Annotated in this window: 19 protein-coding genes and 1 pseudogene; 11 read left to right on the forward strand and 9 right to left on the reverse strand. The window is 58.8% G+C overall.

Going from position 1 to position 24590, the window contains the following annotated elements; translation table 11 throughout:
* Positions 1-14 precede the first annotated feature (14 nt).
* From rbsK to AB1724_10625, 3 genes and pseudogenes are all read left to right on the forward strand, one after another.
* Positions 15-905 (forward strand): annotated as a pseudogene (gene rbsK, locus AB1724_10615) (ribokinase).
* A 75-nt stretch (positions 906-980) separates the two neighbouring features.
* Positions 981-1631, forward strand: a complete 651-nt coding sequence (deoC, locus tag AB1724_10620; GenBank protein ID MEW6078256.1) for a deoxyribose-phosphate aldolase — start codon at positions 981-983, stop codon at positions 1629-1631.
* A gap of 145 nt (positions 1632-1776) precedes the next feature.
* Positions 1777-3705, forward strand: a complete 1929-nt coding sequence (locus tag AB1724_10625) for a choice-of-anchor U domain-containing protein (protein MEW6078257.1) — start codon at positions 1777-1779, stop codon at positions 3703-3705.
* Positions 3706-3863: 158 nt separating this feature from the next.
* Here the strand turns inward: AB1724_10625 and AB1724_10630 are convergent, their stop codons facing one another.
* Together AB1724_10630 and AB1724_10635 are read right to left on the reverse strand one after the other, a co-directional pair.
* A complete protein-coding gene (locus tag AB1724_10630) occupies positions 3864-5132 on the reverse strand; it encodes a hypothetical protein (GenBank protein MEW6078258.1) in 1269 nt (422 codons plus the stop codon).
* A gap of 7 nt (positions 5133-5139) precedes the next feature.
* Positions 5140-6483: a TetR/AcrR family transcriptional regulator gene (locus tag AB1724_10635; protein MEW6078259.1), complete on the reverse strand. Its 1344-nt coding sequence runs from the start codon at positions 6481-6483 to the stop codon at positions 5140-5142.
* Between the two features lie 225 nt (positions 6484-6708).
* Between AB1724_10635 and AB1724_10640 the strand changes: the two genes are divergently transcribed.
* The 7 genes from AB1724_10640 (at position 6709) to AB1724_10670 (ending at position 15159) form a co-directional block, all read left to right on the forward strand.
* A complete protein-coding gene (locus tag AB1724_10640) occupies positions 6709-8328 on the forward strand; it encodes an acyl-CoA dehydrogenase family protein (GenBank protein MEW6078260.1) in 1620 nt (539 codons plus the stop codon).
* Between the two features lies 1 nt (position 8329).
* Positions 8330-9442, forward strand: a complete 1113-nt coding sequence (locus tag AB1724_10645; protein MEW6078261.1) for a 2-hydroxyacyl-CoA dehydratase family protein — start codon at positions 8330-8332, stop codon at positions 9440-9442.
* 15 nt (positions 9443-9457) lie between these two features.
* Positions 9458-10711 (forward strand): 2-hydroxyacyl-CoA dehydratase family protein, encoded by a 1254-nt coding sequence (locus AB1724_10650; protein MEW6078262.1) that lies wholly within the window; start codon positions 9458-9460, stop codon positions 10709-10711.
* 58 nt (positions 10712-10769) lie between these two features.
* Positions 10770-11951 carry a lipid-transfer protein gene (locus tag AB1724_10655; protein MEW6078263.1) on the forward strand — a complete coding sequence of 394 codons (1182 nt, stop codon included), beginning with the start codon at positions 10770-10772 and terminating at the stop codon, positions 11949-11951.
* 12 nt (positions 11952-11963) lie between these two features.
* Positions 11964-12890, forward strand: coding sequence for a crotonase/enoyl-CoA hydratase family protein (locus tag AB1724_10660; GenBank protein MEW6078264.1), 927 nt, complete (start codon positions 11964-11966; stop codon positions 12888-12890).
* Between the two features lie 170 nt (positions 12891-13060).
* Complete coding sequence (locus AB1724_10665) at positions 13061-13924, forward strand: radical SAM protein (GenBank protein MEW6078265.1); 864 nt, start codon at positions 13061-13063, stop codon at positions 13922-13924.
* A 2-nt stretch (positions 13925-13926) separates the two neighbouring features.
* Positions 13927-15159 (forward strand): nucleoside recognition domain-containing protein, encoded by a 1233-nt coding sequence (locus AB1724_10670; protein ID MEW6078266.1) that lies wholly within the window; start codon positions 13927-13929, stop codon positions 15157-15159.
* Positions 15160-15216: 57 nt separating this feature from the next.
* On the opposite strand, the gene AB1724_10675 is transcribed toward AB1724_10670, so the two are convergent.
* Positions 15217-15789, reverse strand: coding sequence for a hypothetical protein (locus tag AB1724_10675; GenBank protein ID MEW6078267.1), 573 nt, complete (start codon positions 15787-15789; stop codon positions 15217-15219).
* A gap of 193 nt (positions 15790-15982) precedes the next feature.
* Here AB1724_10675 and AB1724_10680 point away from each other — a divergent pair, with 193 nt between their 5' ends.
* A complete protein-coding gene (locus AB1724_10680) occupies positions 15983-16762 on the forward strand; it encodes an EcsC family protein (protein ID MEW6078268.1) in 780 nt (259 codons plus the stop codon).
* Here AB1724_10680 and AB1724_10685 read toward each other — a convergent pair.
* The 6 genes from AB1724_10685 to AB1724_10710 form a co-directional block, all read right to left on the reverse strand.
* A complete protein-coding gene (locus AB1724_10685) occupies positions 16756-17511 on the reverse strand; it encodes an ABC transporter permease (GenBank protein MEW6078269.1) in 756 nt (251 codons plus the stop codon). The two genes, AB1724_10680 and AB1724_10685, sit on opposite strands and share 7 nt — an antisense overlap.
* Positions 17501-18250: an ABC transporter ATP-binding protein gene (locus AB1724_10690; GenBank protein MEW6078270.1), complete on the reverse strand. Its 750-nt coding sequence runs from the start codon at positions 18248-18250 to the stop codon at positions 17501-17503. The genes AB1724_10685 and AB1724_10690 overlap by 11 nt, the downstream gene beginning before the upstream one ends.
* On the reverse strand, positions 18247-18939 hold the full coding sequence (locus tag AB1724_10695) for a hypothetical protein (protein MEW6078271.1): 693 nt from the start codon (positions 18937-18939) through the stop codon (positions 18247-18249). Before AB1724_10695 ends, AB1724_10690 begins: the two co-directional genes overlap by 4 nt.
* Before the next feature lie 372 nt (positions 18940-19311).
* Positions 19312-20157: a hypothetical protein gene (locus AB1724_10700; GenBank protein ID MEW6078272.1), complete on the reverse strand. Its 846-nt coding sequence runs from the start codon at positions 20155-20157 to the stop codon at positions 19312-19314.
* A 294-nt stretch (positions 20158-20451) separates the two neighbouring features.
* Positions 20452-23754 (reverse strand): pyruvate formate lyase family protein, encoded by a 3303-nt coding sequence (locus AB1724_10705; GenBank protein ID MEW6078273.1) that lies wholly within the window; start codon positions 23752-23754, stop codon positions 20452-20454.
* A 2-nt stretch (positions 23755-23756) separates the two neighbouring features.
* On the reverse strand, positions 23757-24452 hold the full coding sequence (locus AB1724_10710; GenBank protein ID MEW6078274.1) for a FadR/GntR family transcriptional regulator: 696 nt from the start codon (positions 24450-24452) through the stop codon (positions 23757-23759).
* Positions 24453-24590: the final 138 nt, after the last annotated feature.

Raw genomic sequence — 24590 nt, forward strand, 5'->3', positions numbered from 1 at the left:
AAATGGAGAAAAGCATGAAGCAGCCGAAAATATGCGTGGTGGGTTCCTGCGCCATGGATCTGATCAGTTATGTCGACCGCCTGCCGGTTCTCGGTGAAACCCTTCACGGCCAACGCTTTGCCATGGGCTTTGGCGGAAAAGGGGCCAACCAGGCGGTCATGGCCGCCAAGCTGTCGGCGCAGGTGACCATGGTGACCAAGCTGGGCAACGATATCTTCGGAGAAAACACCCTGAAAAATTTTCGCGGACACGGGATCGACACGACTCATGTCCATTTCACCGACCGGGCCTTTTCCGGCGTGGCGCCCATTGCCGTTGACCCGCGGGGACATAATTCCATCATCATTGTGCTGGGCGCCAACAACGAGCTGACCGCCGAAGAGGTGGAGGCGGCCCGGCCGGCCATCGCCGCCGCCGATATCCTCATCTGCCAGAACGAGATTCCCCTTGAAATCAACCGGGTGGCCATGGCCATCGCCCGGCAGGAGGGCGTGACCACCATCTACAATCCCGCGCCGGCATTGAAAACCGTGCCCCGGGAACTGTTCGCCTTAAGCGATCTGGTCTGCCCCAACGAAAGCGAAACCGAAATTCTGACCGGCCTGGCGGCCCACTCACTGGAAGAAGCGGAAAAAGCGGCCCGCCTGCTCATTTCATACGGCGCCGGCGGCGTTATCCTGACCCTGGGACAAAGGGGCAGCCTTTACGTGAGCCGGGAAACCGTTTGTCATGTGCCGGTAGACCCGGTCAAAGCCGTGGACACCACCGGCGCCGGCGACTGCTTCATGGGCGGCCTGGCCGTTTATCTGGCTTGTGGCGATCCGGTGGAAAAGGCCATGGAAAAGGCCAACCGCCTGGCCGCCATCAGCGTCCAGGCGCCCGGCACGCAGACCAGTTTCCCGGACGCGGCCGATCTGCCCGATGACCTGAAAATCAACGCCGGTTATGCCGAACCCGCGCGGACGGAGACACCCGCGGAAATGGCCCGGGAGGAGATGGCCGCTTACATCGATCACACCATTCTCAAACCCGAGGCCGGGCCGGCGGACATTGACCGCGTCTGCGACGAGGCCCTGAGCTGCGGGTTTGCGGCGGTCTGCGTCAATTCCGTCTGGGTGTCCCGGGTGGCGAAGCGCCTGGCCGGCTCGCCGGTCAGGGTCTGTTCGGTCATCGGTTTTCCCCTGGGGGCCATGGCCACGGAAGCCAAAGCCGCCGAAGCCCGTCAGGCGGTTCTTGACGGCGCGTCGGAGCTGGACATGGTCATCAACATCGGCGCCCTGAAATCCGGTGACACGGACGCGGTCACCCGGGATATCGCGGCGGTCCGGGCAGCCGCCCCGGCGCCGGTTGTCCTCAAGGTCATTATTGAAACCGCTCTGCTGGACGATGAAGAAAAACGGCTGGCCTGCCTGGCTGCCGGAAAAACGGGCGCGGATTTTGTCAAAACCAGCACCGGTTTTGCGGCCGGCGGCGCCACCGTGGCGGACATCGCCCTGATGCGGAAAACGGTGGGGCCGGACATGGGCGTCAAAGCCAGCGGCGGTATCCGGGATTTTGAAACGGCCCTGGCCATGATCCGGGCCGGCGCCAGCCGGATCGGTTGCGGCAGCAGCCTGGCGCTGATGGCCTGACCCGGGCAAGCTTAGCCTGTCGTTTCGGACTTATGCCTCCGGATTGCTTTTCCGGCTTGTTGGCCTCTTCAAAGGGTGATATGTTTTTAAGAATTTCATAATTTGTGAAACCATTTGCAACAATCAATAATAATTGAGGTGTCCGATGAAGATGAAAACCATTTTCGCCAAACCGTTATTAGTTCTTCTTGTTTTCCTGTCCATGATTATTGCGCCGGGCACGGATTTCCCGTCCGGCTGCGGCCAGGCCTTTGCGATTGTTGTTCCGGTCGATCTTGATTTCGGGGACGCGCCGGATCCGACCTATCCGACCCTGCTGGCCAGCGACGGCGCCCGTCATATTCTCGCGCCTGTTAACGCGGCCGTAATCGCCGATCCGATTTTCCTGGGCGCCGGCGTGGACGCGGACTTGGATGGTCAGCCCACGGCAGCCGCCGACGGGGACACCAATGATGACGGGGTGGTGTTTAACAACACCCTGGCAGCCGGCGGCACCGGCAATGTGAACGTAACGGTCAGCGGGGCCTGCTTCCTGTCGGCCTGGATCGATTTTAACGCCGACGGGGACTGGGCCGATGCCGGCGAACAGATATTTTCCGGTCAGGTATTGGCGCCAGGCGTCAATAATTTGAATTTCGCCATCCCGGCCGCGGCCGTCAACGGCACCACCTTTGCCCGCTTCCGGGCCACCACCGGCGGCGGGATCACCTATACCGGTCTGGCCCCGGACGGCGAGGTGGAAGACTACCAGGTCACCATCGTAAGCGGACCGGAAATGGATCTGCTGGTTGGCGAAAGAGCATTGGCTTCCGGCGGAACCTATGATTTCGGTTTTGTGCTCGTGAGCGGCACCGCCGGACCGACCGTCTTTACCATTGAAAACAACGGCGCCGACGTGCTGAACCTGACCGGCGACCCCAAAATAGTAAAAGGCGGCGCCAATCCGGGTGACTTCATCGTCGATGAAACCGCCACGGTCTCGCCGGTGATCCCTTCCGGCGCTGGAAATGTTGCCAATTTCGTCCTCCCGCAACCGGCCGGAACTACCTTCACCATCGCGTTTACGCCCCTGGCCGGGGGATTAAGGTCCGCCACCATCTCCATTGCCAATGATGACCCGGATGAAGACCCGTACACCTTTACCGTGCAGGGCACGGGAACCGTGCCGAATCCTCCGGACACGGACGGAGACGGCGTTGATGATACTCTTGACGGGTGCCCGGCGGACGCGGCCAAAACCGATCCGGGGGTATGCGGCTGCGGCACGGCGGACACGGACAGCGATAGTGACGGCACCCCGGACTGCAATGACGCCTGCCCGAATGACCCGAACAAGACAACGGCCGGCGCCTGCGGCTGCGGCACGGCTGACGCCGACGGCGACGGTGACGCCGCCGCAGACTGCAATGACGGCTGCCCGGACGATCCGGACAAAACAGCGGCCGGGGTGTGCGGCTGCGGCACGGCCGACACCGACTGGGACGGTAACGACGTGGCCGACTGCCGGGACCGTGAAACCTGGCCCGCTGACCTGGACCTGGACGCCAACGGCATCCCGGACCGGGACCAGACGGATATCATGGACATCGCTACCGGAATCGCCGGCCTCTATTTCGGATTTATTCCGCCGGAAGAGGAAATCCCGGAATACCTGGAATGGATCGACGCCGCTACCATAACTGATGATAACGGCCGCCCGGATGTGTCCTTCCCTCTGGGAATGGTTAAATTCCGGATTCGCGTCAGCCAGCCCGGCGGGACCCTCGAGTTGAAAATCTACTGTTCCTCGCCCATTCCCGAGGACGCGGCCTGGTACAAGTATGATGCCGTCAACGGCTGGTATGATTTCTCCTCTTCAGTAACCGTCAGCGAGGACCGGCTGTCTTTGACCATTGTCCTGCGTGACGGCGGCGCCGGCGACGCGGACGGCACGGTCAACGGCTATATCGAGGATCCCGTGGGACCGGCGGTGTCCGGCGGCGACACGGACGGCGGAGACGGGGATGACACAACGGACGGCAAAGGCGGCCACCACGGCGGCGGCAGCTGTTTTGTGAGCGTCATTTCCGACTAAGCTTAACCTGAACATTTCCCAAAGGCCGGCAGGGGCATGGCGCGCCGTGCCCCTGCCGAAGGCCGCCTCCGGTCAGAAGAACCAGTGGACCAGAAAACCTGAAGGGTGCTCCTGCCTCCCAGGGGCTGGTACGATAATCCTGTATGGACAACGCCGGTTCAGGCGGCATGAATTTCCGCCGCGATCCCGTCCAGAAGGGCGGTCACGTCGTCCGCGGAAAACCCCGGCACGTTGAAACCGGAGCTCAAGGTCATCGTATCCCGGTAACGGCTGACGCCCACCCCCAGAATCGGGGCGTGGACTACCGGCGGCAGCAGGTAAGCCTCTTCCACGGGCCGGCCGTCAAACATGAGCGCCTGCGGGTCGAGCCGCCCCATGTTCGTGAACGAAGGAGGCACGGCCAGTCCCTGTAACACCTTCGGCGCGAGCTTCTCCAGGCAGGCCCTGGCCGCGGCCTGCGGCAGCCCGCGGCCGGCCAGCCAGACCAGGGGGATCATCCCCATCCCCAGGCAGCTGGCCTTGTTCCGGTCCATCCGCGCGGAAACCCGTCGGCAGGTCGCTTCCAGATTTTCCCCCGTATCGCGGCCCAGGTCGGCAAATACCCATCCGGACAGGTTGCGGACCTGGCCGGCCTGTAGCCCCGGCGGAAGGTGGCGTCGCAGGTCCGCCGTCACCACCAGCCGGAAGGCCGGCCGCCTCCCCGGCGGCACGAATATCGCCAGGGAACGGATGAAGGCCGCCATAAGCACGTCGTTGACCGTGGCCTGATACGCGGCGGCCAGGGCCGTCAGTCGCGCCGTGCTATCCGGCCCTATCTGCCGGATGACATACCGGCGGTCAAACCGGTTCGATCGTTTGCCCGGCAGGGTGACGGCCGGCGGAAACGGCAGCTGGCTGCCAATATCCTCAATGGTCCGCCGCAGAATACCCAGCTTCTTCCGCCCCGGAAACTGATGGAGCAGAATATCCAGCCCGCGGTCGTGATGCTCCGGCTTTATTGCGTCCGGGGACCGGTATGCCCGGCACAGCAGATAAGCCAGTTCCCTGACGCCGGCCGCGTCCGCCACGAAATGCGATACATTCAGGCATAGATAATTCACGTCCCCTTCAAGAAGCAGGCCTTTGATCTGAGGGCCGGTGCAGGGATTGACGGGCCGGGTAAAAAAGTCCTGAACCTGAGCGGCGCCGTCACGGAGAAGTTCAACCGCAACCAGTTCATCACCGGCAGCATGCGGTTTCCAGCGACCGCGCCGCCGGCCCGGAACAAACGCCATGGTCAGGACCGGTAAAGCGCCGGACAGGGCGGACAGGGCTTTCCGGAGCCGTTCCCGGTCCAGGGGGCCGGCGGTCCGCATGGCCAGGCCGATCTGAAAATCACCGAAAACCTGCAGCAGATGGAAGATATCGTCAACCAGAACGCTTTTCATTCGGGAGCTACTGCCCTTTAACGTTATTCACCAGCGACGGCATGAAAACAAAACAAAGGGTTTCAAAGACCCACTGCCGGTAGGCGGCGGTGTCGGGTTTGAGTTTCATCATCCGGGCGGGATAACTGGGGGCGCCGGCAAAGGTATAGCCCATCATGATAATGGTGTAGAGCCAGCGGCTCACCTTTTCAAAAGGGACCTGGGGCGGCGCGCTTTGGCGCACCATCTCCAGCATGTTGGAGTGAACCTTCGCCATGAAGGGAAAGCCCGACACGTCCCGGTAATTTTCGTAATGGGCGATGTTGATGACCAGCAGGCTGACGGTCTCCCGGATTTCAAAGCAATAGGTCAGCCCCTTCTGAAGATAATGGACAAAGACTTCATCCGGCGGCAGGCCGGCCGCCCCTTCCTGCCAGCTGGCAATGGTGTCGACAAACTCCCGAAAGTTTTCCTGGAGCACGGCTTCAAAAAGCGCGGCTTTTGTCGGGAACATGTGGTGGATGCGGGAAAAGTCGAAATTGCCGACCTGACCGATCATGCGGATAGTGGCCCGGTCATACGGATAGGCGGCAAAAACCCGGCGGGCCGCGTCGATGATCCGCTGCCGGGTGATCTCGCCCCGGCGCAGGGGCGCCTCCGTTTCGGCCGGCGGCCGCTGTGACGCCTGCGGCGGCTCTTCCCGCCAGCGCGACATGTGCCGGGCCAGAAAGGGGGTCCGCCCCCCGGGCAGAGCCGCCAGGACCGGCTGGAACAGCTGCCGGACCGTCTCTCCTACCCAGGCTTCGTATTTTTCGTCGGATTTCAAACCCAGCACCTTCTGATGAAAGGCCCGGCCCCCGGCAAAATGAACCACGGCCATGGTAAAAACGATCATGAACATCCCGGCCAGATCCGCCGGGGCATCGGGAATGACATAATCACTGAGCAGGGAAAGAATTTTCTGGTGAATGCCGACCATGCGATCCAGTCCCGGCAGGGGTTTACGGCGGGCGACTACCTCCACCGCGTTGAGCAGAATCATCCGGTAGGCGTCCGGCTGACGCAACCCCTGCCGGATAATACCGTCAAGATAAACGCCGCCGCGGTTATCCGGCTCCAGGGTTTGCAGATAGTTGAAAAATCCGGGATGGCTTTCCAGGATCTCATCCTGAATCTGAGCGGCCACCGCCTCGAACAGGCCGGATTTTGACTTGAAATAATGGACGACCAGGGGGTGCTTAACGCCGGCCTTTTCCGCTACCGTTCGAAGCGCGGCCGTCTGAAACGAGTTGCGGGTAAATACCTCGCGGGCCGCTCGCAGGATGCGCTGCCGGGTCTGATCGCTCTTGGAAATTTTTTCGTTCGTCGGCACTGACGCTGCCTTACTCTTTACAAGCGTTCAAGGAGTCGAGGATTCAAGGGTTCAAGGGTTTATGGAAACGGTCTACCATTAATCCGGCGTCGGGGGCAACCTTTTTTTACCGGTTGTGGATTTTCCCTATTGACAAATCCCCACCGGGCCGGTATATTTTTTACCGGTTGTGGATTTTAAAGCCGGAACGGCTTTGCTCGGTCCGCCATCAAAAAAGGAGGCCCCATGTCTTTTCCCGACAGGAATAACCCCTATACGTTCAATCCCTATCTGGAATGGCGGAAAAATGTCGACTATTACCGGGAAGATCCGTTCGCGCAGAAACTGGTCGGAATTTACGCCGGCCCGGAAGCGGAACAGGTGGATGCCGAGGCACGGGCCTTTTCAAAGAAAGCCTCCTTCCGCTGGCGGGATCTGGCCGAACGCATCGCCACCCCGGACAACCGCCCTTACATGACGCATTATGACGGCCACAAGAACCGCATCGACCGGATCGTCCGGCCTTATGAAATCGAAGTTATGGAAAAGGAAGTCTTTGCCGAGGCCTGGTTCGCGGATAAAACATCGCCCTGGACCCGGTTTATCAAGCTCTACCTGCTCAGCCAGAACTCCGAAGCCGGCCTGGTCTGCCCGCTGATCTGCACCTGGGGCCTGGTGGACCTGCTGACAAAATACGCCGACACCCCGGAAACCCTTCACATCCTGAAACACGTCCGGGACGGCATCAACGGAGATTTCGCCATCGGCGCCCAGTTTGTATCCGAAATCCAGGGCGGCTCCGACGTGCCCGCCAACCTGCTGGAGGCGGTGGAAGAAAACGGTCAGTGGCGGCTATACGGCACCAAATTTTTCTGCTCGGCGGCCCATGCCGATTATTCCGTGGTCACGGCCAAGCCAAAAGGATCGGAAACCGTGGCGCTGTTCGTGATTCCCATGTGGCTTCCCGGCAACAAAGAAAAGGAAATCCGTAACAGCTACACCATCGACCGCTTAAAATGGAAAATGGGCACGGTGGAACTGCCCACGGCGGAGATCACCTTCCACGGCGCCACGGCCTACCCGATCGGGCCGCTCAACCGGGGCGTGGCCAACGTGGTCGGCATCGTGCTGACCTGCTCCCGCCTGGCCCTTTCCATCGGGTCGGCCGGCGGCATGGCCCGGGGCCTGCGGGAGGTGGAAAAATACGGCCAGTTCCGCACGGCCTTCGGGTTCGCCCTCAAGGATTTTCCCATGATGGCCGGTCAGTACCTGAAAAACGAGCGTTTTGTCCGGCGCACCACGGCCGGGAACTTCAAAGTTTACAAGGCCTTTATCGACCTTCCCGGCGGACTGTCCGTAGGCCTGGACTCCGGGGGATTGTCGGTCAGTTCAACGAGCGATGAGCCGCCGGAAATACGCAAGCAGCGTTTTGACGTCCGGCAGATGGTCCTGCTCCAGAAAATCACCGTGGCCGGTGATGCCGTCGACTTGTCGCGCCTGGGGATCAGCGCCTTCGGCGGGCACGGCGTCATGGAAGACTTTTCCAGTTTTCCGCGCATGTTCAGGGACGGCCTGGTCAATGAACTGTGGGAAGGACCGCGGAATGTCCTGCTGACCCAGCTTTTTCTGGATTTTCAAAAAGTCAGGAAGTGGTACCCCCCGGCGGAGTTTGTCGGCCGGGTGCTGAAAGGAGCGGATACCGCCGTGATCATTGACAATACCCGGGAAATGGAAGATATCATGGAAACACCCCATTTCTTCGATATGAATGAACAGACGATCCGCGCCTGCGCGCGGTGGGATGATTTCTGCGGCCGGCTCTTTCACGCCTATCAGGATCTGGCCCTGGACGAGGCGGAGAATTGAAATGGAAACACCCCTGCAAGCCCTGACCCGACTGAAAAACGGGCCCCGGCCCGTTATCGGCTGCCTGCCGCTCTACCCGCCCCTGGAGCTGTTCCACAGCATGGGGCTGACCCCTATCGTCCTGTGGGGGCTGGCCGATGTGGTGCCCCATGTAAACGACGCCGACCGCCATCTGCAAAGCTATACCTGCGCCCTGGCCCGCCGTCTTACCCAGTTTGTCGTCAGCGAATGGGAAGAGCTCCTGGACGGACTGTTTTTTTATAATGCCTGCGACACCCTGCGCAATCTCCCGGAAATTCTGCGGGAAGGCCTGGTGGAATACGGCGGTCTGCTGCACCCCCAGTTCCGGCTTCATGTGCCCATGACCTCCCCGGACCAGGCGGACGCGTCCGCTTATCTTCAGAACGAAATTGAAGACCTTATCTATGCCCTGGAAAAGCACTATGGGGTAGGCTTTTCAGAGGAGCGGTTCGCCGACAGTGTGGCCCTGTATGACCGGATGCGGGAACTGTGCCGACAGCTGGAGGCGGCCGTAGCTGCCGGCCGGATGCCCTTTGCCGATTTCTGCCGCCTGCTGACCGCCGCCAATTTCATGGAAGTCAATGAGCAGATTGTCCTGCTGGAGTCGATCCTGGAGGAAGTTAAAGCCCGCCCGACACCCGGCGGGAATCCCGCCGGAGTGATCGTCAGCGGCATTATGCCGCCGCCGACAGCCGTCTGCGAAATGATGGATCAGGCCGGCCTGCGCGTGGCCGGCAACGACATCGCCTTCTTGCACCGCGCCTACGCCCGGACGCCTGAGTCATGGGACGACGCCACGGGCTACTACGTCCGTTTCTACCGGGACCACTTTCCCTGTCCCACCCTGCTGTATTCAGCCAACCGACGGATGGCGGAAATTTTGGATCTGGCGAAACAAACCGGCGCCCGGGGATTCCTGTTCATCGGCGAAAAGTTCTGCGAGTATGAATATTTTGAATTTCCTTACCTTGAAAAACGGCTCCGGGAACAGAGTATTCCGGCCCTGGCCCTGGAAATATCCCTGGATGACAGCACCGGAGCGGAAACCATCCGGACACGGCTGGAAGCATTCAGGGAATTAATCGAAAGATAGCGAGACGCATCCGCCATGGAAATCGACGAAAAAACCCAAACCGGCAAAAGCCTGACCCGACTCCTGGTCAACGCCTACATGGACATCCACACCCGGGCGGCCGGAGGGGCCTTCGTGGTCTGGGGGGCCATCATCGTTCCGGCGGAAATTTTCCGGGGGTTCGAAAACGTGGTCTTCTGCCTGCCGGAAAGTCACGCCGCCCTTTGCGCCGCCAAGGGCGTCGGCGCGGACCTCTGCCTGAAGGCCGAAGCCCTGGGCTACTCCATGGACCTGTGCTCCTACGCCCGCATCGATATCGGCAGCATGGCCGACGGCGGCAAAACCTCGCCCACCATGGGCCTGCCCCGACCCCACCTGCTGGTCTCCAACACCAACAACTGCTCCCTGCTGGTCAAGTGGTTTGACGTCCATCACCGCGACCTGAATATCCCCCACTTTATCCTGGACGTGCCGTTCTGCTATGGTCCGCAACAGGAAAAAGACCTGCACTATATCCTGAACCAGTTCCGGGACCTGATTCAAATGGTGGAGAAACTCTCCGGCCAGAAATTCAATGAGGACAGGTTTTTTGAGGCCGCCATGTATACCGCTTCGGCGGTGACGGACTGGAAACGGTTTATGGCCTGCGCCGAACACCGGCCCTCGGGCATCACGGTCTTCGACTCCTTTGTCCAGATGGCGCCGTTCCTGGTTGTCCGCGGGACAAAGGAACTGGCCGATCACTACCGGCTGCTGGCCGACGAGACCGAAGACAACGTCCGCCGGGGAATCTTTCCGGTGCCCGGGGAAAAATACCGGCTGCTGTGGGACAACATCGCCCCCTGGCACCAGCTGCGGAAGATGTCCACCCGGCTGGCGGACATGGGCGCCAACATCGTGGCCGCGCCTTACACCTCGTGCATCGGCGCCGTGGAGGGCAGCTTTGACCTGATGCCCTTCGACCGGGAAGCCGACCCCCTGTGGTACATGGCCCGGGTCCAGAACCATTCGGTCTGCCCCATGGGCATGGACCTGCGACTGGCCGCCCTGAACCCCCTGATCGACAGGCTGGGCATCGACGGCGTGGTTTTTGCCAGCAACCGCAGTTGCAAAGTGTTCTCGGTCATGCAGATGGATGAGGAACGGTATATCAAGGAAAAGCTGGGCATCCCGGCAGTCATGATCGACGTGGATCACGCCGATGTCCGCAAGTTCAGTCAGGAAAACGTCTATGTCCGGCTGGAAGCTCTGCTGGAAAATATCGACGCCAGGCGTGCAGCGCCTGCCTGACGGATAGATATCGACTGGAACAGCAGCAAAAACCCTAAACGCTAAAAGGAGAAAAACAGTGAGAAAAGTAAATGTCATTGGCGTGGGCATGACCCCGTTCACCACCCCCAAGCAGAAAATTCCCTATACCGACATGGCCCGACAGGCCGTAAAGGACGCCTTAAAAGACGCGGGCGTGGACTACAAGGAAATCCAGCAGGCTTATACCGGCTGGGTCTATGCCGACAGCTGCGCCGGCCAGATGGCGCTTTACGAAATCGGCATGACCGGCATCCCGGTGTTCAACCTGAACAACAACTGCTCCACCGGCTCCAACGCCCTGTTTCTGGCGCGCCAGGCCGTGGCCACGGGGGTCGCCGAATGCGTCCTGGCCCTGGGTTTTGAACAGATGACCCCGGGCGCCCTGGGCGTTGTCTTCAACGACCGTCCCATTCCCATGCAGCAGTTCTTCATCAAGCTGTTCCAGTTCCTGGAGCCCAAACCCGGCGCGCCACCCGCCGCCATGCTCTTCGGCGGGGCCGGCGTGGAATACCAGAAGAAATACGGCATCAAGGACGAGGTCTTCGGCAAAATTTCCGTCAAAGCCAGAAAGCATGCCCAGCACAATGAGCGGGCCGTGTTCCGGGATCTGCTTTCCCTGGAGGAAGTCATGGCCTCGCCCCATATCTACGGCCCCCTGACCCGCTTCCAGTGCTGCCCGCCCACCTGCGGATCGGCCGCCGCCATCCTGTGCTCCGACGAGTTCGCCAAAAAGCACAATATCAGCAACCCGGTCTATATCGCCGCCCAGTCCCTGAATTCGGACTTTGCCAGTTCATTTGAAGGCGCCAGCCCCATGCGCATCTGCGGCTACGAGATGACCAGGGCGGCCGCCAATGACGTTTACGAGCAGTCCGGCCTGGGGCCCGAGGACGTGGACGTGGTGGAACTGCACGACTGCTTCACGGCCAATGAATTGATCACCTATGAAGGACTGGGCCTGACACCGGAAGGCACGGCTGAAAAATTCATCAATGACGGCGACAACACCTACGGCGGCAAATATGTCACCAACCCTTCCGGCGGCCTGCTCTCCAAGGGTCATCCCCTGGGCGCCACCGGGCTGGCCCAGTGCGCCGAACTGACCTGGCAGCTCCGCGGTGAATGCGGCGTCCGTCAGGTGGAAGGCGCCAAAGTGGCCCTGCAGCACAACATCGGCCTGGGCGGCTGCTGCGTGGTGGGCATGTACCGGAAGGATTGATAAAGAGAACGCATGAAAACGTTAAAAACCATGACCTATGAGGTAACGGATAAGATCGCCCGGATCACCTTCAACCGGCCGGACCGGGGCAACGCCATCACCATGGAGACGCCCCGGGAACTGGCCTGGTGCGTGGAGCAGGCGGATCTGGATCCGGCCGTTCATGTCATGGCCCTGTCCGGAAGAGGCAAGGGGTTCTGCGGCGGATATGACCTGCTGGCCTTTGCCGAAGGAACTGTTGACGAAAAGCAGACGGATGTGCTGCAGTGGGACGCGCCCAAAGGCTCGGCCCTGGACCCCCTGACCCTGTTTACCAACCACATTCCGGCTCAGCCCTGGGACCCCATGGTGGACTACCAGATGATGAGCCGGAATGTCCGGGGGTTCATGAGCCTGTTTAACGCCAACAAGCCGGTGGTCTGCAAGGTCCACGGGTTCTGCGTAGCCGGCGGCACGGATATGGCCCTGTGCTCGGATCTTCTGGTCATCGAAGACAACGCCAAGATCGGCTATCCGCCGGCCCGGGTCTGGGGCTCACCCACCACCAGCATCTGGGCCTTCCGCGTCGGCATTGAAAAAGCCAAGCGACTGCTGTTCACCGGTGACTGCTTCAGCGGACGGGAAGCGAAGGAGTGGGGACTGGCCATCGAATCCGCGCCCGCGGACAAACTGGACGAGCGCTTCGAGATTCTGCTGGGACGCATTGCCCGCATGCCGGTCAATCAACTGATAATGATGAAGCTGCTGATCAACCAGACGGTGACGGCGGCCGGGCTGGGGCCGACCCAGATCCTGGGCACGGTCTTTGACGGCATCGCCCGGCATACGAAGGAAGGATACGATTTCCAGAAGCGGTCGGCCGAGGCTGGTTTCCGGCAGGCCGTGCGGGAGCGGGATGAGCCGTTTGGGGATTATGGCGGCAGCACCTTTAAGGGATAGGGCCGGCTTCGGATAAAGCCCAATATCACGTTGCGCTGCATCCCTCGTCACTGCGGCGTACCAAAAGTACGCCTCATTCCTCGGGATTGGCGCGCCTTGATCTTGAGCTTTCTGCAAAGCCGCCTGATATCATGTCAGTCAGATGACACTATTGATTGTTAGGATTGATAATGGAAACGATCCAGCAGGACCAGCCCTCACCCTTCTATCCGGCGGCCATGGTCAATATCACCAACAAGTGCACCCTGCGGTGCCGCCACTGTTTTGTCTTCCGGGAAGGCAATCCGGTTGAGAAAAAAGACGAAATGGATACGCCGACCATGCTGGCGACCCTGGCGGACTTGCAGCAGAAGCACTACATTCATACCATGCTCTGGATGGGCGGCGAGCCCCTGCTGAGGCCCGATGTGCTGCGCGAGGGTGTTAAACTGTTTCACAAAAACCACATCACCACCAACGGCACCATCGATCTGATCGACCTGCCCGGCTGTATCTATGTCATTTCCATTGACGGTCCTCCGGAGATCAATGACGCCATCCGCGGCAACGGCACCTTTGCCCGGGTCATGGAGACCCTCTCCCGGGTTCCGGATAATTTCGGATCGACCATCATGTGCCAGTGTGTGGCGACAAAGGCCAACGAGGACCACCTGGAGGACCTGGTCAACCTGCTCCTGCCGACCCGGCTGGAAGGCATGACCTTTTCCTTTTACGTTCCCAACAAGGTCGACCATTCCGAGTTCACTTGGGGCTCTCTGGAACGGCGGGACAAAGCCGTTAACGAGGCCCTGCGGCTGAAAGAGAAATATCCGGACTTTATCTGGAACTCCCGGCGATCCCTGGAATTGACCCTGTCACCAAACGCCAAATCGATCACCGACAAATGCCCGGCCAAACAGTTTGTTCTGCCCCTGTACCTGGAGGGTGATCATTTCATCCGGCCATTCTGCTGCTACGGCAATGACGCCGACTGCGACCTGTGCGGCGCCTGGGTGGTGTTTTATCTGGCGGACAAGACGGGCATGGGGAGATAAGCATGGCGTTGAATTACATCTGGACGGGTTTTTTTCTGGTCGCCTTTATCGTCGCCCTGGCCAGATTTTTCATTGCCGGGGATTATGAAATTTTTTCCCGCCTGGTGAACGCCACCTTTGAAATGTCCAAAACCGGTTTTGAAATTTCCCTAGGGTTGACGGGGGTGCTTACCCTCTGGCTGGGCATCATGAAAATCGGCGAAAAAGGCGGCGCCGTTCGCATCCTGTCCTGGCTGGTCGGGCCTTTTTTCCGCAGGCTTTTTCCGGAGCTGCCCAAAGACCATCCGGCCGCGGGCTCCATCATGATGAACGTGGCCGCCAACATGCTGGGACTGGACAATGCCGCCACCCCCGTCGGCCTGAAAGCCATGAAGGAAATGCAGGAAGACAACCCGGACAAGGAGACGGCCACCAACGCCATGATCATGTTCCTGGTGCTCAACACCAGCGGGCTGACCCTGATCCCCATCAGCGTCATGGTTTACCGGGCCCAACTGGGAGCCGTCAACCCCACCGACGTGTTTATCCCCATCCTCATCGCGACGTTCTTTTCCACTCTGGCCGGCCTGATCAGCGTCGCCCTGTATCAGCGCATCAACCTGTTTGACCGGGTCATTCTGGCGTATGTCGGCGGCGCCACGGCCCTGATCGTCCTGCCGGTCGTCTACCTGACCACCCTGCCCCAGGAAAAGATCCAGCTCTACAGTTCGGTCGCCGGGAATTTGATTCTGTTCGGGATCATTATCGCTTTTTTGACGCTGGCGGCCTGGCGCCGGGTCAATGTGTATGAGGCCTTTATCGACGGCGCCCGGGACGGATTTACGACAGCCGTAAAAATCATTCCCTACCTGATCGCCATCCTGGTGGCCATCGGCGTGTTTCGCGCCTCGGGCGCCATGGATTTTCTGGTGGACGGGATCTGCCGGCTGCTGAACCTGATGCGCCTGAACACGGATTTTGCCGAGGCCCTGCCCACCGCCCTGATGAAACCCTTGAGCGGCAGCGGCTCGCGCGGACTGATGGTGGATGTGATGACCGCGCGCGGGGCCGACTCCTTTGTCGGACGCGTGGCCTCCGTCGTGCAGGGCTCCACGGACACGACGTTTTACATCCTGGCCGTATATTTCGGTTCCGTCGGGATCAAAAACACCCGTTATGCCCTGACCTGTGGATTAATAGCGGACTGTGTCGGGATTACGGCAGCAATTTTGCTGGGGTATATATTCTTTTATTAAGGGCGATGCCCCTGCCGGGAACATCGGCCGGAGCAAAATCGTTTTTGAAAAATCAGCCTATTTTTCTTTTTTTGACCAGGGGCTTTTCATTTCGGCTCCAAACTCATCGATGAAAGCCTCAAGCTGAACCCGCTGCTGGGGCAGCAGTTTTTCAAACTGAACGCACAGGCTCCAGACTTCCTTGTCGCCCGGAAGATCGGCCACCTTGAAGGTATTGACCACTTTAAAGGGGACCTTGTCCACAACAATCCGTTCGCCCGGCAGCATGATTGATAAAAACGGCGCTTTTCTATAAATGGATTCGCCGTTTTTTTCCACATAATGGACGGCCAGCCCCTTCATGCCGATATCTTTCACCGGTCCCAGCATGATATAAGTCGGCCTTAAAAAAGAAAGCAGCGGCGCTTTCCCGATCATGACGACCGCGCCCTCGATGGCAAACCGTTTCCAATTTCGCCTCTCCTGGGGCGGTTTGGGGGAAATGATGAAGCGGCTGTCGCCGGCGGGTTTTTCGCCGGTCGTCTCTTTTTCTAAAGCAAGCCCTTCAGCGGTGTCAAACACATCTTCCATATCGATGCCCACGTTTGCAAAATCAATGGGGCTGTCCCGCAATGGTTTGTCGGACGACATCCACCCTCCTCCTGATCTGTGCTATCGGTTGCTGCCGGGGAATAAACAGAAGAATTACAGCGAATAAAGTATCATGCAATCAAAAATGAATAGCAAGAATTTTTTTAATTAACGTGTCCCGGTACTATCCCTTCTTGATTTTTCGCGGCAAAAAAGATATCTCCTTGAAAAAAACAATTCAGGAACAAGGGTGATGGCGTTCTCTTCCCTGGAAATAAAGGACTTGGCGCTGGCCAGGCGGCTGCTTGAAAATCCCGGTCTGGCCGCGAAAATCGGCGATGTTATCGGCGCGCCGATTGAAAAAGGCTTTGCCCTGTTGCCCGACGCCTGGGAACAGACGGTCAATGACGCCGCCAGAAAATCCGTGGAAGCCGCCCTGAAAGTCGCCCTGTGGACCCTGGATCATAGCCGACGGGACCCCCCCGCCAACCGCTGGCATAAACTCGCGGCCGGAGCCAGCGGGGCCATCGGCGGCGCCTTCGGGCTGCCGGCCCTGGCCGTCGAGCTGCCGGTATCAACGGCCATCATGCTCCGGTCCATCGCGGACATCGCCCGCAGTGAAGGTGAAAATCTGGAAAATCCCGAGGCCAGACTCGCCTGCATCCAGGTCCTGGCCCTCGGCGGCCGATCACAAAAAGACGACGCGGCCGAGACGGCCTATTTCACCGCCCGCGCGGCCATGGCCAAGTCCGTTTCAGATGCCGCCGCCCATCTGGCCAGGCGGGGGCTATCCGACAAAGGAGCGCCCGCCATTGTCCGGTTCATCAGCCAGATTGCCTCCCGTTTTTCCATCGTTGTCTCGGAAAAGGCGGCGGCCCAAGCCGTACCCGTTGTCGGGGCCTTCGGCGGCGCGATCATCAATACCCTGTTTATGGATCACTTCCAGAACATGGGCAGAGGCCACTTTATCATCCGCCGGTTGGAACGTCTTCATGGTATCGAAGCGGTCAGGCGAATCTATGAGTCTCACTGAATCACCCGCCGCCGCATCAGCCGGAACACCACCGGCGCCAGCACGGCCGCCGCGACCGCGACCCAGGCGTAACTGACCAGGCATCCCGCGATCCGGCCGGCGGTCAGCTCCCGGCAGATAATGACCACGTGATAGAGGGGCGTGAACCAGGCGATATCGCCGATGATCTTTGGCATGGCCTCGACCGGGAAGAAAATTCCGGAAAACAGAAACAGCGGGGTCATGAAAAGCGTGTAAAAATAACTGAAGGAGTCGATGCCCGGCACCAGGGCCGTAGTGACCAGCGAGATCTCGGCGAAAATCAGGCCACCGATAAAGACGCCGGGCAGGGCCAGAAGGATCAGCGGCGACTTGACCAGACCGAACAGGGCGATGACGATCATGATGGTGATGCCGTAGATGACGCTCTTGGTGGCGGCCCAGGCCATTTCCGCCGCCACCAGGTCCTCCAGGTTCACCGGCGTGGCCAGAATGGCGTCAAAGGTCTTCTGAAAGGTCATGCGGATATAGGTGCCGTAAGTACACTCGTACACGGCCGCGAACACGGCCGAGGAGGCGACGATGCCCGGACCGATAAATTCGATGTAAGTCTGGCCGTTGATATCGTCCACAAATGCGCCCAGGCCCATGCCCATGGCCACCAGATAAAGCAGGGGGTCGGCGAAATTTAAGGCGAAATTCGTTTTGTAGAGCCGGGTGTGGACGGTCCAGTGCCGCTGCAGCACCCGCCAGACGCGTCTAATATTCAAGACTCCTCCCGGTCAGCTTGAGATACACCTGCTCGAGGTTGTCTCCCCCGTGCCGCTCCATCAGGACTTGAGGTGCGTCGACGGTCACGACTTTGCCCCGGTCGATGATGGCCACCCGGTCGCAGAGGCGTTCCGCCTCCTCCATATAGTGGGTCGTCAGCAGCAGGGTGGTGTTGCGGCTCTTGAGATGATTCAGCCGTTCCCAGACGGCATGACGGCTATGGGGGTCCAGGCCGGTGGTGGGTTCATCCAGGATCATCAGTTCCGGGGAGTTGACCAGGGCCCGTGCCAGCATCAGCCGCCGTTTCATTCCGCCCGAGAGATCCTTGATTTTCGCCTTGCCCCGCTCGTGCAGTTCGACAAAGGCAAGAAGTGTTGCGGCCAGGGGTGCTGACGTTTTTTTGGGTATGTCAAAATATCGGGCATAAACGATAAGATTGTCGATGACCGAAAGATCCAGGTCGAGGTTGTCCTCCTGGGGCATCACACCCATCCTGGCCTTGATGGCCGATGGCTCCCGGGTCACCTCCCGCCCGAAAACCGTCACCGATCCGGACGTGGGCGGCAGGAAGCAGGAAATGACGCGCATGACCGTGGTCTTGCCGGCGCCGTTGGGGCCAAGGAACCCGAAGCATTCCCCGGCGCTGATCCGGAAGTCCATGCCGTCCACGGCCCTGAACTCGCCGTAGTCCTTGACCAGGCCCTGCACCATCACGATGGGGGGAGTGCCCTCTATCATTTCGTCCCGCCGTAACCCGGATTCTGGGCCAGGAAGGCGTCGGCCTGAATCCGGAGAGCGGTTGTCTTTCCCCGGTTGGGCAGCCCGGCCCGGACATTGACCAGGGTGTTAAACACGCCCATGGGGCCCGCGCCGGACACAGCCGGAACCTTGAACGGGGAGGCCGCCCCGTGAATATTGGTGATGGCGATGACCCCGTCCGGAACGCCTTCCCGGGTCAGCGCCGGGATTTCCCGGTCCCAGTCCGCCCGGTGGATCGGCACCGTCACGGGTTCCTCCGGGGTTCCGATGTAGCAGTCACCGCCCACAAACGGGTTCTGCACCTGGATCCGCAGGAAAAGGGTGATGTCGAAGGCCAGCAGGTCGTGGATGATCAGGGGCTTGACCGCCTCCACCCGGGCCGTGGCGTTCCCCAGGGATCCCAGGGCGCGGGAAACCCGGTCGATGGCGGTGGCCCCTCCCGGCACGGGCAGGGGCCGGCTGTAGAGGCCGTGGCTTCCGTCAGGCGGGGGCAGAAATTCGTTGCCGGCGATGCCCCCGATGAGCTTCAGGCCGCCGTCGGAGATGGGAAAGACAAAGTCCGCGCTACGGAACTCACCACCCCGGACGATGATGGCCACACAGTGCTGCGCTTCGGGGGGGGCGTTGAACCCGGGAAAGACTGCGCTGAATTTTTCTGATGAAGGCATCGGCCGCTTCCTGTTTTATGAATGACAGATCCCTTGGCACTTCTCACCACACCTGCTCTGAACGCTGATGAACACGTTCTCCATTATGCCGGCCATGCGCTTAGAACCGGATATTTCATGAAAATTTTCGACATGAATGAATATCTATATCAAACACATACGGTTGCAATAAAAAACAGACGTTTTTTGAAACTACAAACTGTCATGAGGCGATTGATGAATTTTACGCCAATTTTATGTCGAAACCTTTCACCCTCTGGGCGAGTCACCTTGGCCGCATCCGCTGTGTTGCAGGCCGCTCGCAGTAGATTTACTACAGCTTCGCGTCCTGCGCCGTGCGGCTGCGGCCAAATCGACTCGTGAAATATCCGGTTAGAACCGGAATCTCACCCCGACCAGCGGTCCGCTGATGTCCAGGCTGTCCAGGACCTTATCGTCCTCAAACTGCCACTCCAGATACCGGTAGGCTGCGACCACATCCGCCGACTTGCCGATCCGGTAGCCGGCGCCCGCCAGCGCCTGCCAGGTCAGATCGCTGTCCCCTGTGCCCAGGTCCGCATAATAAAGAAGATACCAGTCCTCGGCCAGGTTCACTTCCCCCCTGATACCGGCGACGCCGTCCCAGACATCCTCCGAATCAGAGATGCATCTCCCCCTTGAATTTAAAGGCCCGGTGATATCAAATTCCAGTTCCGGTTTCATATAAAGATAGCGGAGACCGGCGAGAACCTCCATCGAAAACCCTTTCGTGCCGACGACGCTGTAGCCGGCGACCGGCGTAACGACCCAGGCCTGTTCCTTAACCGTTACCTCCGCCTTGAGATCGTTCCCCCCGGGCAGGGTCAACCGGCTGCTGTTGTCCCCCTCAACGTCCAGGTAGTTGACATCCAGAGAAAGATGCCAACCGCCATTGCGGGCCTGCAGGGCGCCCAGAAAAGCAAAATCAAGATTGTCCAGGATATCATGGAAGGGGACATCGAGGTCCTCTCCGCCGGCGGTCTCGCCGCCAAGTTCGATCATCCACAGATAAAAGTCCGCGCCGAATTGCCACGCCCGGGATTGGGCGGAATCCTTCTCTGCCGCGCCGGCGGAAACAGCCGCCGCGAGAACAAGGATCAGGGCCATCAAAAAACCGGAAAAGCCCAACCTTCCCGGCGCGAAGACCGTCTTTTCTTTGCGGCGGAATACGAGATACGATTTTTTCTTTTTGATATCCATGGTTTCTCCCGCAGGTTTTATTGAAAAATCGGTTAATTAGGCGATACTATATACCGGGCCGGTTTTAGGTGTCAAATAATTTCAGCCCGCGGCCTGCTAAGGGCCGCGGAGGGGGGCCGGTTTCCGGGGCAGGCGAAAAAAAGGGGGCCTGTATGTCAATACAGCCCCCCTTTTCATGCGCTCTTCCCGGCAACAGCAGGAAGAAAATAAACATCAAGACTGGCGTTAAGAAGGCGGCGACACTCGCCGGTCCGGTTTCAGGTCTCTATAAAATCATCGTTTTCAAAAGCGTTCTTATGAATAACAGGTCCGGTTGATAATGATTTTTTTCAATTCGTCGGACAGGTCGTTAAAGTAGGCGCAGTATCCGGCCACGCGGACCAGCAGGTACTTGTGCTTTTCCGGATTCTCGTAGGCTTCCAGCAGGATTTTCCGGTCGATGACATTGGGCTGGAACTGCATGCCCCCCTTCTTGAAAAAGGTGCCAAAAATCGCGGCCAGGTTGCGGACCCCTTCCCGCCCGGGGAACAGGGCGGCGTCGATGGTAAAGGTGACCGTGGTGCCGTTGGGCGCGTAGGTAACAAAATCCACCCCGGCCACGGAGTTGAGCGACGACAGCAGATCGGCCATTTCCATGCCGTAATGGGGGGAGACGCTGTTGGCCAGGGACACCCCTTTTAACCGGCCGGATGGCAGGGCCGGGGTCTTGGCCCCGTAAACGTCATTGACGTTGAGGGCATAATAACCGGCGGTGTAGATGCCGTTGCGGGGGCAGTTGGGGACCTGGTTCAGGGCGTTGACGTAAATCTCCAGGGTCTTGTTGACCCAGGCCACCGCCTCCCGGGATTCGTCGTGGCCGAACTTCTTCACGGCCGACAGGGCCGCGCGGATCTGTTGATTCTTTTCCCCTTCAAAATTGCTGTCGATGGCCTCGATGATTTCATTCAGGGTATACTGCTGTTTCTTGAACACCACTTCATCGATGGCGTGAAGCGAGTCGGCCACGTCCGTGATTCCCACGCCCTGAATACCGCTGCTGTTAAACGTCGTACCGCCTTCATTGACGTCCTTGCCGTTTTCCACGCAGCTTTTGAACAGCGCCGACGCCAGCGGCGTGGGGAAATATTGGCTGATCTGTTTTTCGATCTTCTGGTGATCGGTCAGAATGGCCGTCGCCAGGCAGTTTAAACGCGTCTGAAAGCGATCCAGCAGTTCGTTCATGTCGGCCGGCGGATTGACCGGGCCGGCGTTTTTCCGTTTTCTTTTTTCCCGGGCCGCAGTGTATGTCGAGGAGACAAACCGGGAGAACCGGTTGTTTCCCCGGAAGGTGTATTCCACGAACTTGGCCGTCATTTTGTCCAGTTGCTCGGTAAGACCGAAGTTCCACAGATCTTTTTCCTCGCCCTTGAGGGCCTGGAGAAAGGGCAGGGTGACATTCATGTTGGCGCAGTCGGTGTTGCCGAAATGATTGTCCGAGGCATTAGGCTCGACGCAGCCCACGATGGAGTAATTCCGGGCTTCTTCCACGGTGGTGTCATAGTGCTTGAGCAGGGTTTGGACATAAAGTTCATCATTATATAAAGCCGGCATGGGGGCGCCGTTGATGTACACCTCGGCCAGACGTTCCAGGTACTCCCGCGGGCTGTCGGGGTGGATCCGGGCCGTCATGTTGACGGCGTAGGGCTGGAGTTCGCAGATATCCAGCAGCATGTAGGTGAGGTCGTTGGTGGCGTCTTTTCCGTCCCGGCCCAGACCGCCGGCCGTCACGGTCTGGTCGGTGGACATGGTCTCAAAGAGCCGGCCGATGCGGAGGTAGGTATCGCCGTCGTTGGCCAGGATGACTTCATCCATTTTGAGGATAAACAGGGCCAGCAGCTCTTTGGCCTTCTCGTAGGTGATCCGCCCGGCTTCCTTGTCCTTCAGATAGTAAGGATAAAGTATCTGATCCAGCCGTCCGAAGGAAACGGCGTTTTCGTAAGACTCGATGCACAGGCCGATATGCAGGAAGAGCATGGACTGGAGCGCCTCATGAAAGGTGCGGGCCGGGTTGCGGGGGACATACCGGCAGATGGCCGCCATTTCTTCCAGTTCCCGGCGCCGGTCCGGGTCCGTTTCCACCGCGGCAAGCCGGGACAGTTCGGCCGCGTACCTGTCGGCAAAGGCTTCGAGGGCCTTTAAGGTGATGATCGCGCTTTCATAAAAATCGGCGCTCTCCGGCTTCTGTTCGCGGGCAGCCTCGATCTCCCGGATGATCCCCTCGGTCCCCAGTTCCAGCAGACGGTCGAAATTGACGATAAAATGGGCGATGGCCGCCATGTTGTTGTTGAAGCCGGTATTCATTTCCGAGCACCGCGATACCATCAGCATCAGGTCGGAGAATTTCCGGTTGACCTTGGCGATAAGGCCGTGCCTGGCCCAGAAGGGGAAAATCTTGAAATAAAAATCCAGCTTGTCTTTCCAGGAGCACTTGAATGAAACCGGCTTCTGACGATTGATCTGGTGGATAATCGACAGGAACAGCGTGCCGTAGTGCTCTTCCCAGACCTGGCCGCCTTTTCTCTTGGAGGTGAAGTTGCCGGCCAGCAGTTCCCCGGGATAGATGATAATCTGCTTGTTGTCCAGCACATGGGCCAGGCGCTCCGCCCGATGAATGTAGGCCGGTTTTTTGAAGCCGTTCTTTTTGTAGAATGACGTCTTCAGCCTGGAGACCTCGAAGCAGAGATGGTGGTCGCTTTCCCGGATGGCCTTCTGAATGTCATACACCCGCTGGGTAAAGACCGCCTTGTTCCGGGAGGAGTCCAGCTCCAGGCATTCGACCTTTATGCCGAGAGCGGCAAACAGGTCGACCGATTTTTTGAGGGCTGCCAGGCTCTGTTCCGGGGCTATGTTCAGGGGTTCACGGACCAGGCCCAGGCGCCGGGCTTTATCCTCGTACATGTTGTGATACTTGAGCAGTTCAATGGACGGAGAGCTGATCGATTTTAAAAAATCCGCCGCGGCCCGGATATGTTCCCCGGCGTCGTTGTATCCCGGCACGATGACCATGCGGAATTTGATGCCGGCCTTCAGGTCGATCAGTTTTCTGATGTTGGCGTGGATCAGCCGGGTGTCCTGGGCGGTCAGCGTTTTATGCAGGGTATCGTCTCCGACGATTTTTAAATCGACCAGAAACAGGTCGATATATGGCGCCAGGCGGACGATATGCTCCGTCGGAACGTGAAGGGAGGTCTCCGCGGCCACGTGGATATGTTCATCTTTAATCGCCGTCAGCAGACGGATCAGGCTGTCCGGGTCCTGCAGCAGGGGATCGCCGCCGCTCAAGGTTACGCCCCCTCCGGTTTCAAGAAAATAGTCTTTATCCCTCAGCACCACGTCCATGATGTCGGCCGTGGAATAATTGCTGTCCGGCGCGAGTTCCGGCTTGAGGGAAAGGGCCTCGGGGTTCTGGCACCACAGGCATCGCAGCCGACACCCCTGGAAAAAGATGGTCGTGCGGATACCGGGACCGTCATGGACACAGGTGCGCTGAATTTTTAGAATGTTCAGCTTTTCCGTATATTCAACGGGGTATTCGTCAAATTTTCTGGCGGGCTTCATTTCTATACTCCTTTTAATAACGTCATGCCGGTCTGTAAAAACTCCCTCGTTTTTTCTGCTGCCTTTGCTTCATCGCCGTTGATGACGGCTTTGAGTATGTCCTTTTTCAAAGCCATATTTTGATGCGAAGAAAGGGGCAGAAAAATATCCAGGTGCCGGTCATGAATGGTTTTGATGGTGTTCATCAGCAATATGTAAACCATGTTCTTGCTGGCCAGGGCCAGGAGATGGAAAAATTCGAAATCCAGTTGTTGCGATTCAGCCGGGTCTTTGGTCGCGGTCATCTTTTCCATCAGCGACTTCATCTGATCAACATCTTTTTTGTCCGCCCGCCGTGCAGCCAGCCTGGCGACATCGCTTCCGAAAAGCTGCCGCGCCTCCATGATATTTTCCAGAATCTTCAGATCGATTTCTCCGTTGATGACCAGCAGAGAAAAAATCAGGTCGATGGAGGCATTGCGGAAATCCTCGACAATGATCCCCTTGCCCTGACGAATTACCACCAGCTTCAACTGCTCCAGTTTTTTCAACGCTTCCCTCAGGGTGGCCCGGGTCACGTTGAGCTGGGCCGCCAGGGTCCGTTCCGCCGGCAGCATTTCTCCCGGCCGGACACCGCCCTGGAGAATGTATTTCATCAGCATTTCGGCAACCTGCTCGGATGCTTTTCTCTTTTCAACCGGAGCCAATGCAGGGGTCATGATCTTTTCCAGTTTCTATTCCCGACGAAATATGTCTGCTTTCGTCCGGAGGGAAATATGTTATTAGTATTTGTTATCATTCAATAAATTTGTCTGTTCGCAAACACAACGCCCAACTGGTACTACCATCATACCAAT

This window comes from Thermodesulfobacteriota bacterium (genome assembly GCA_040753795.1).
In the GTDB taxonomy this organism is placed as follows: Bacteria; Desulfobacterota; Desulfobacteria; order Desulfobacterales; family Desulfosudaceae; genus JBFMDX01.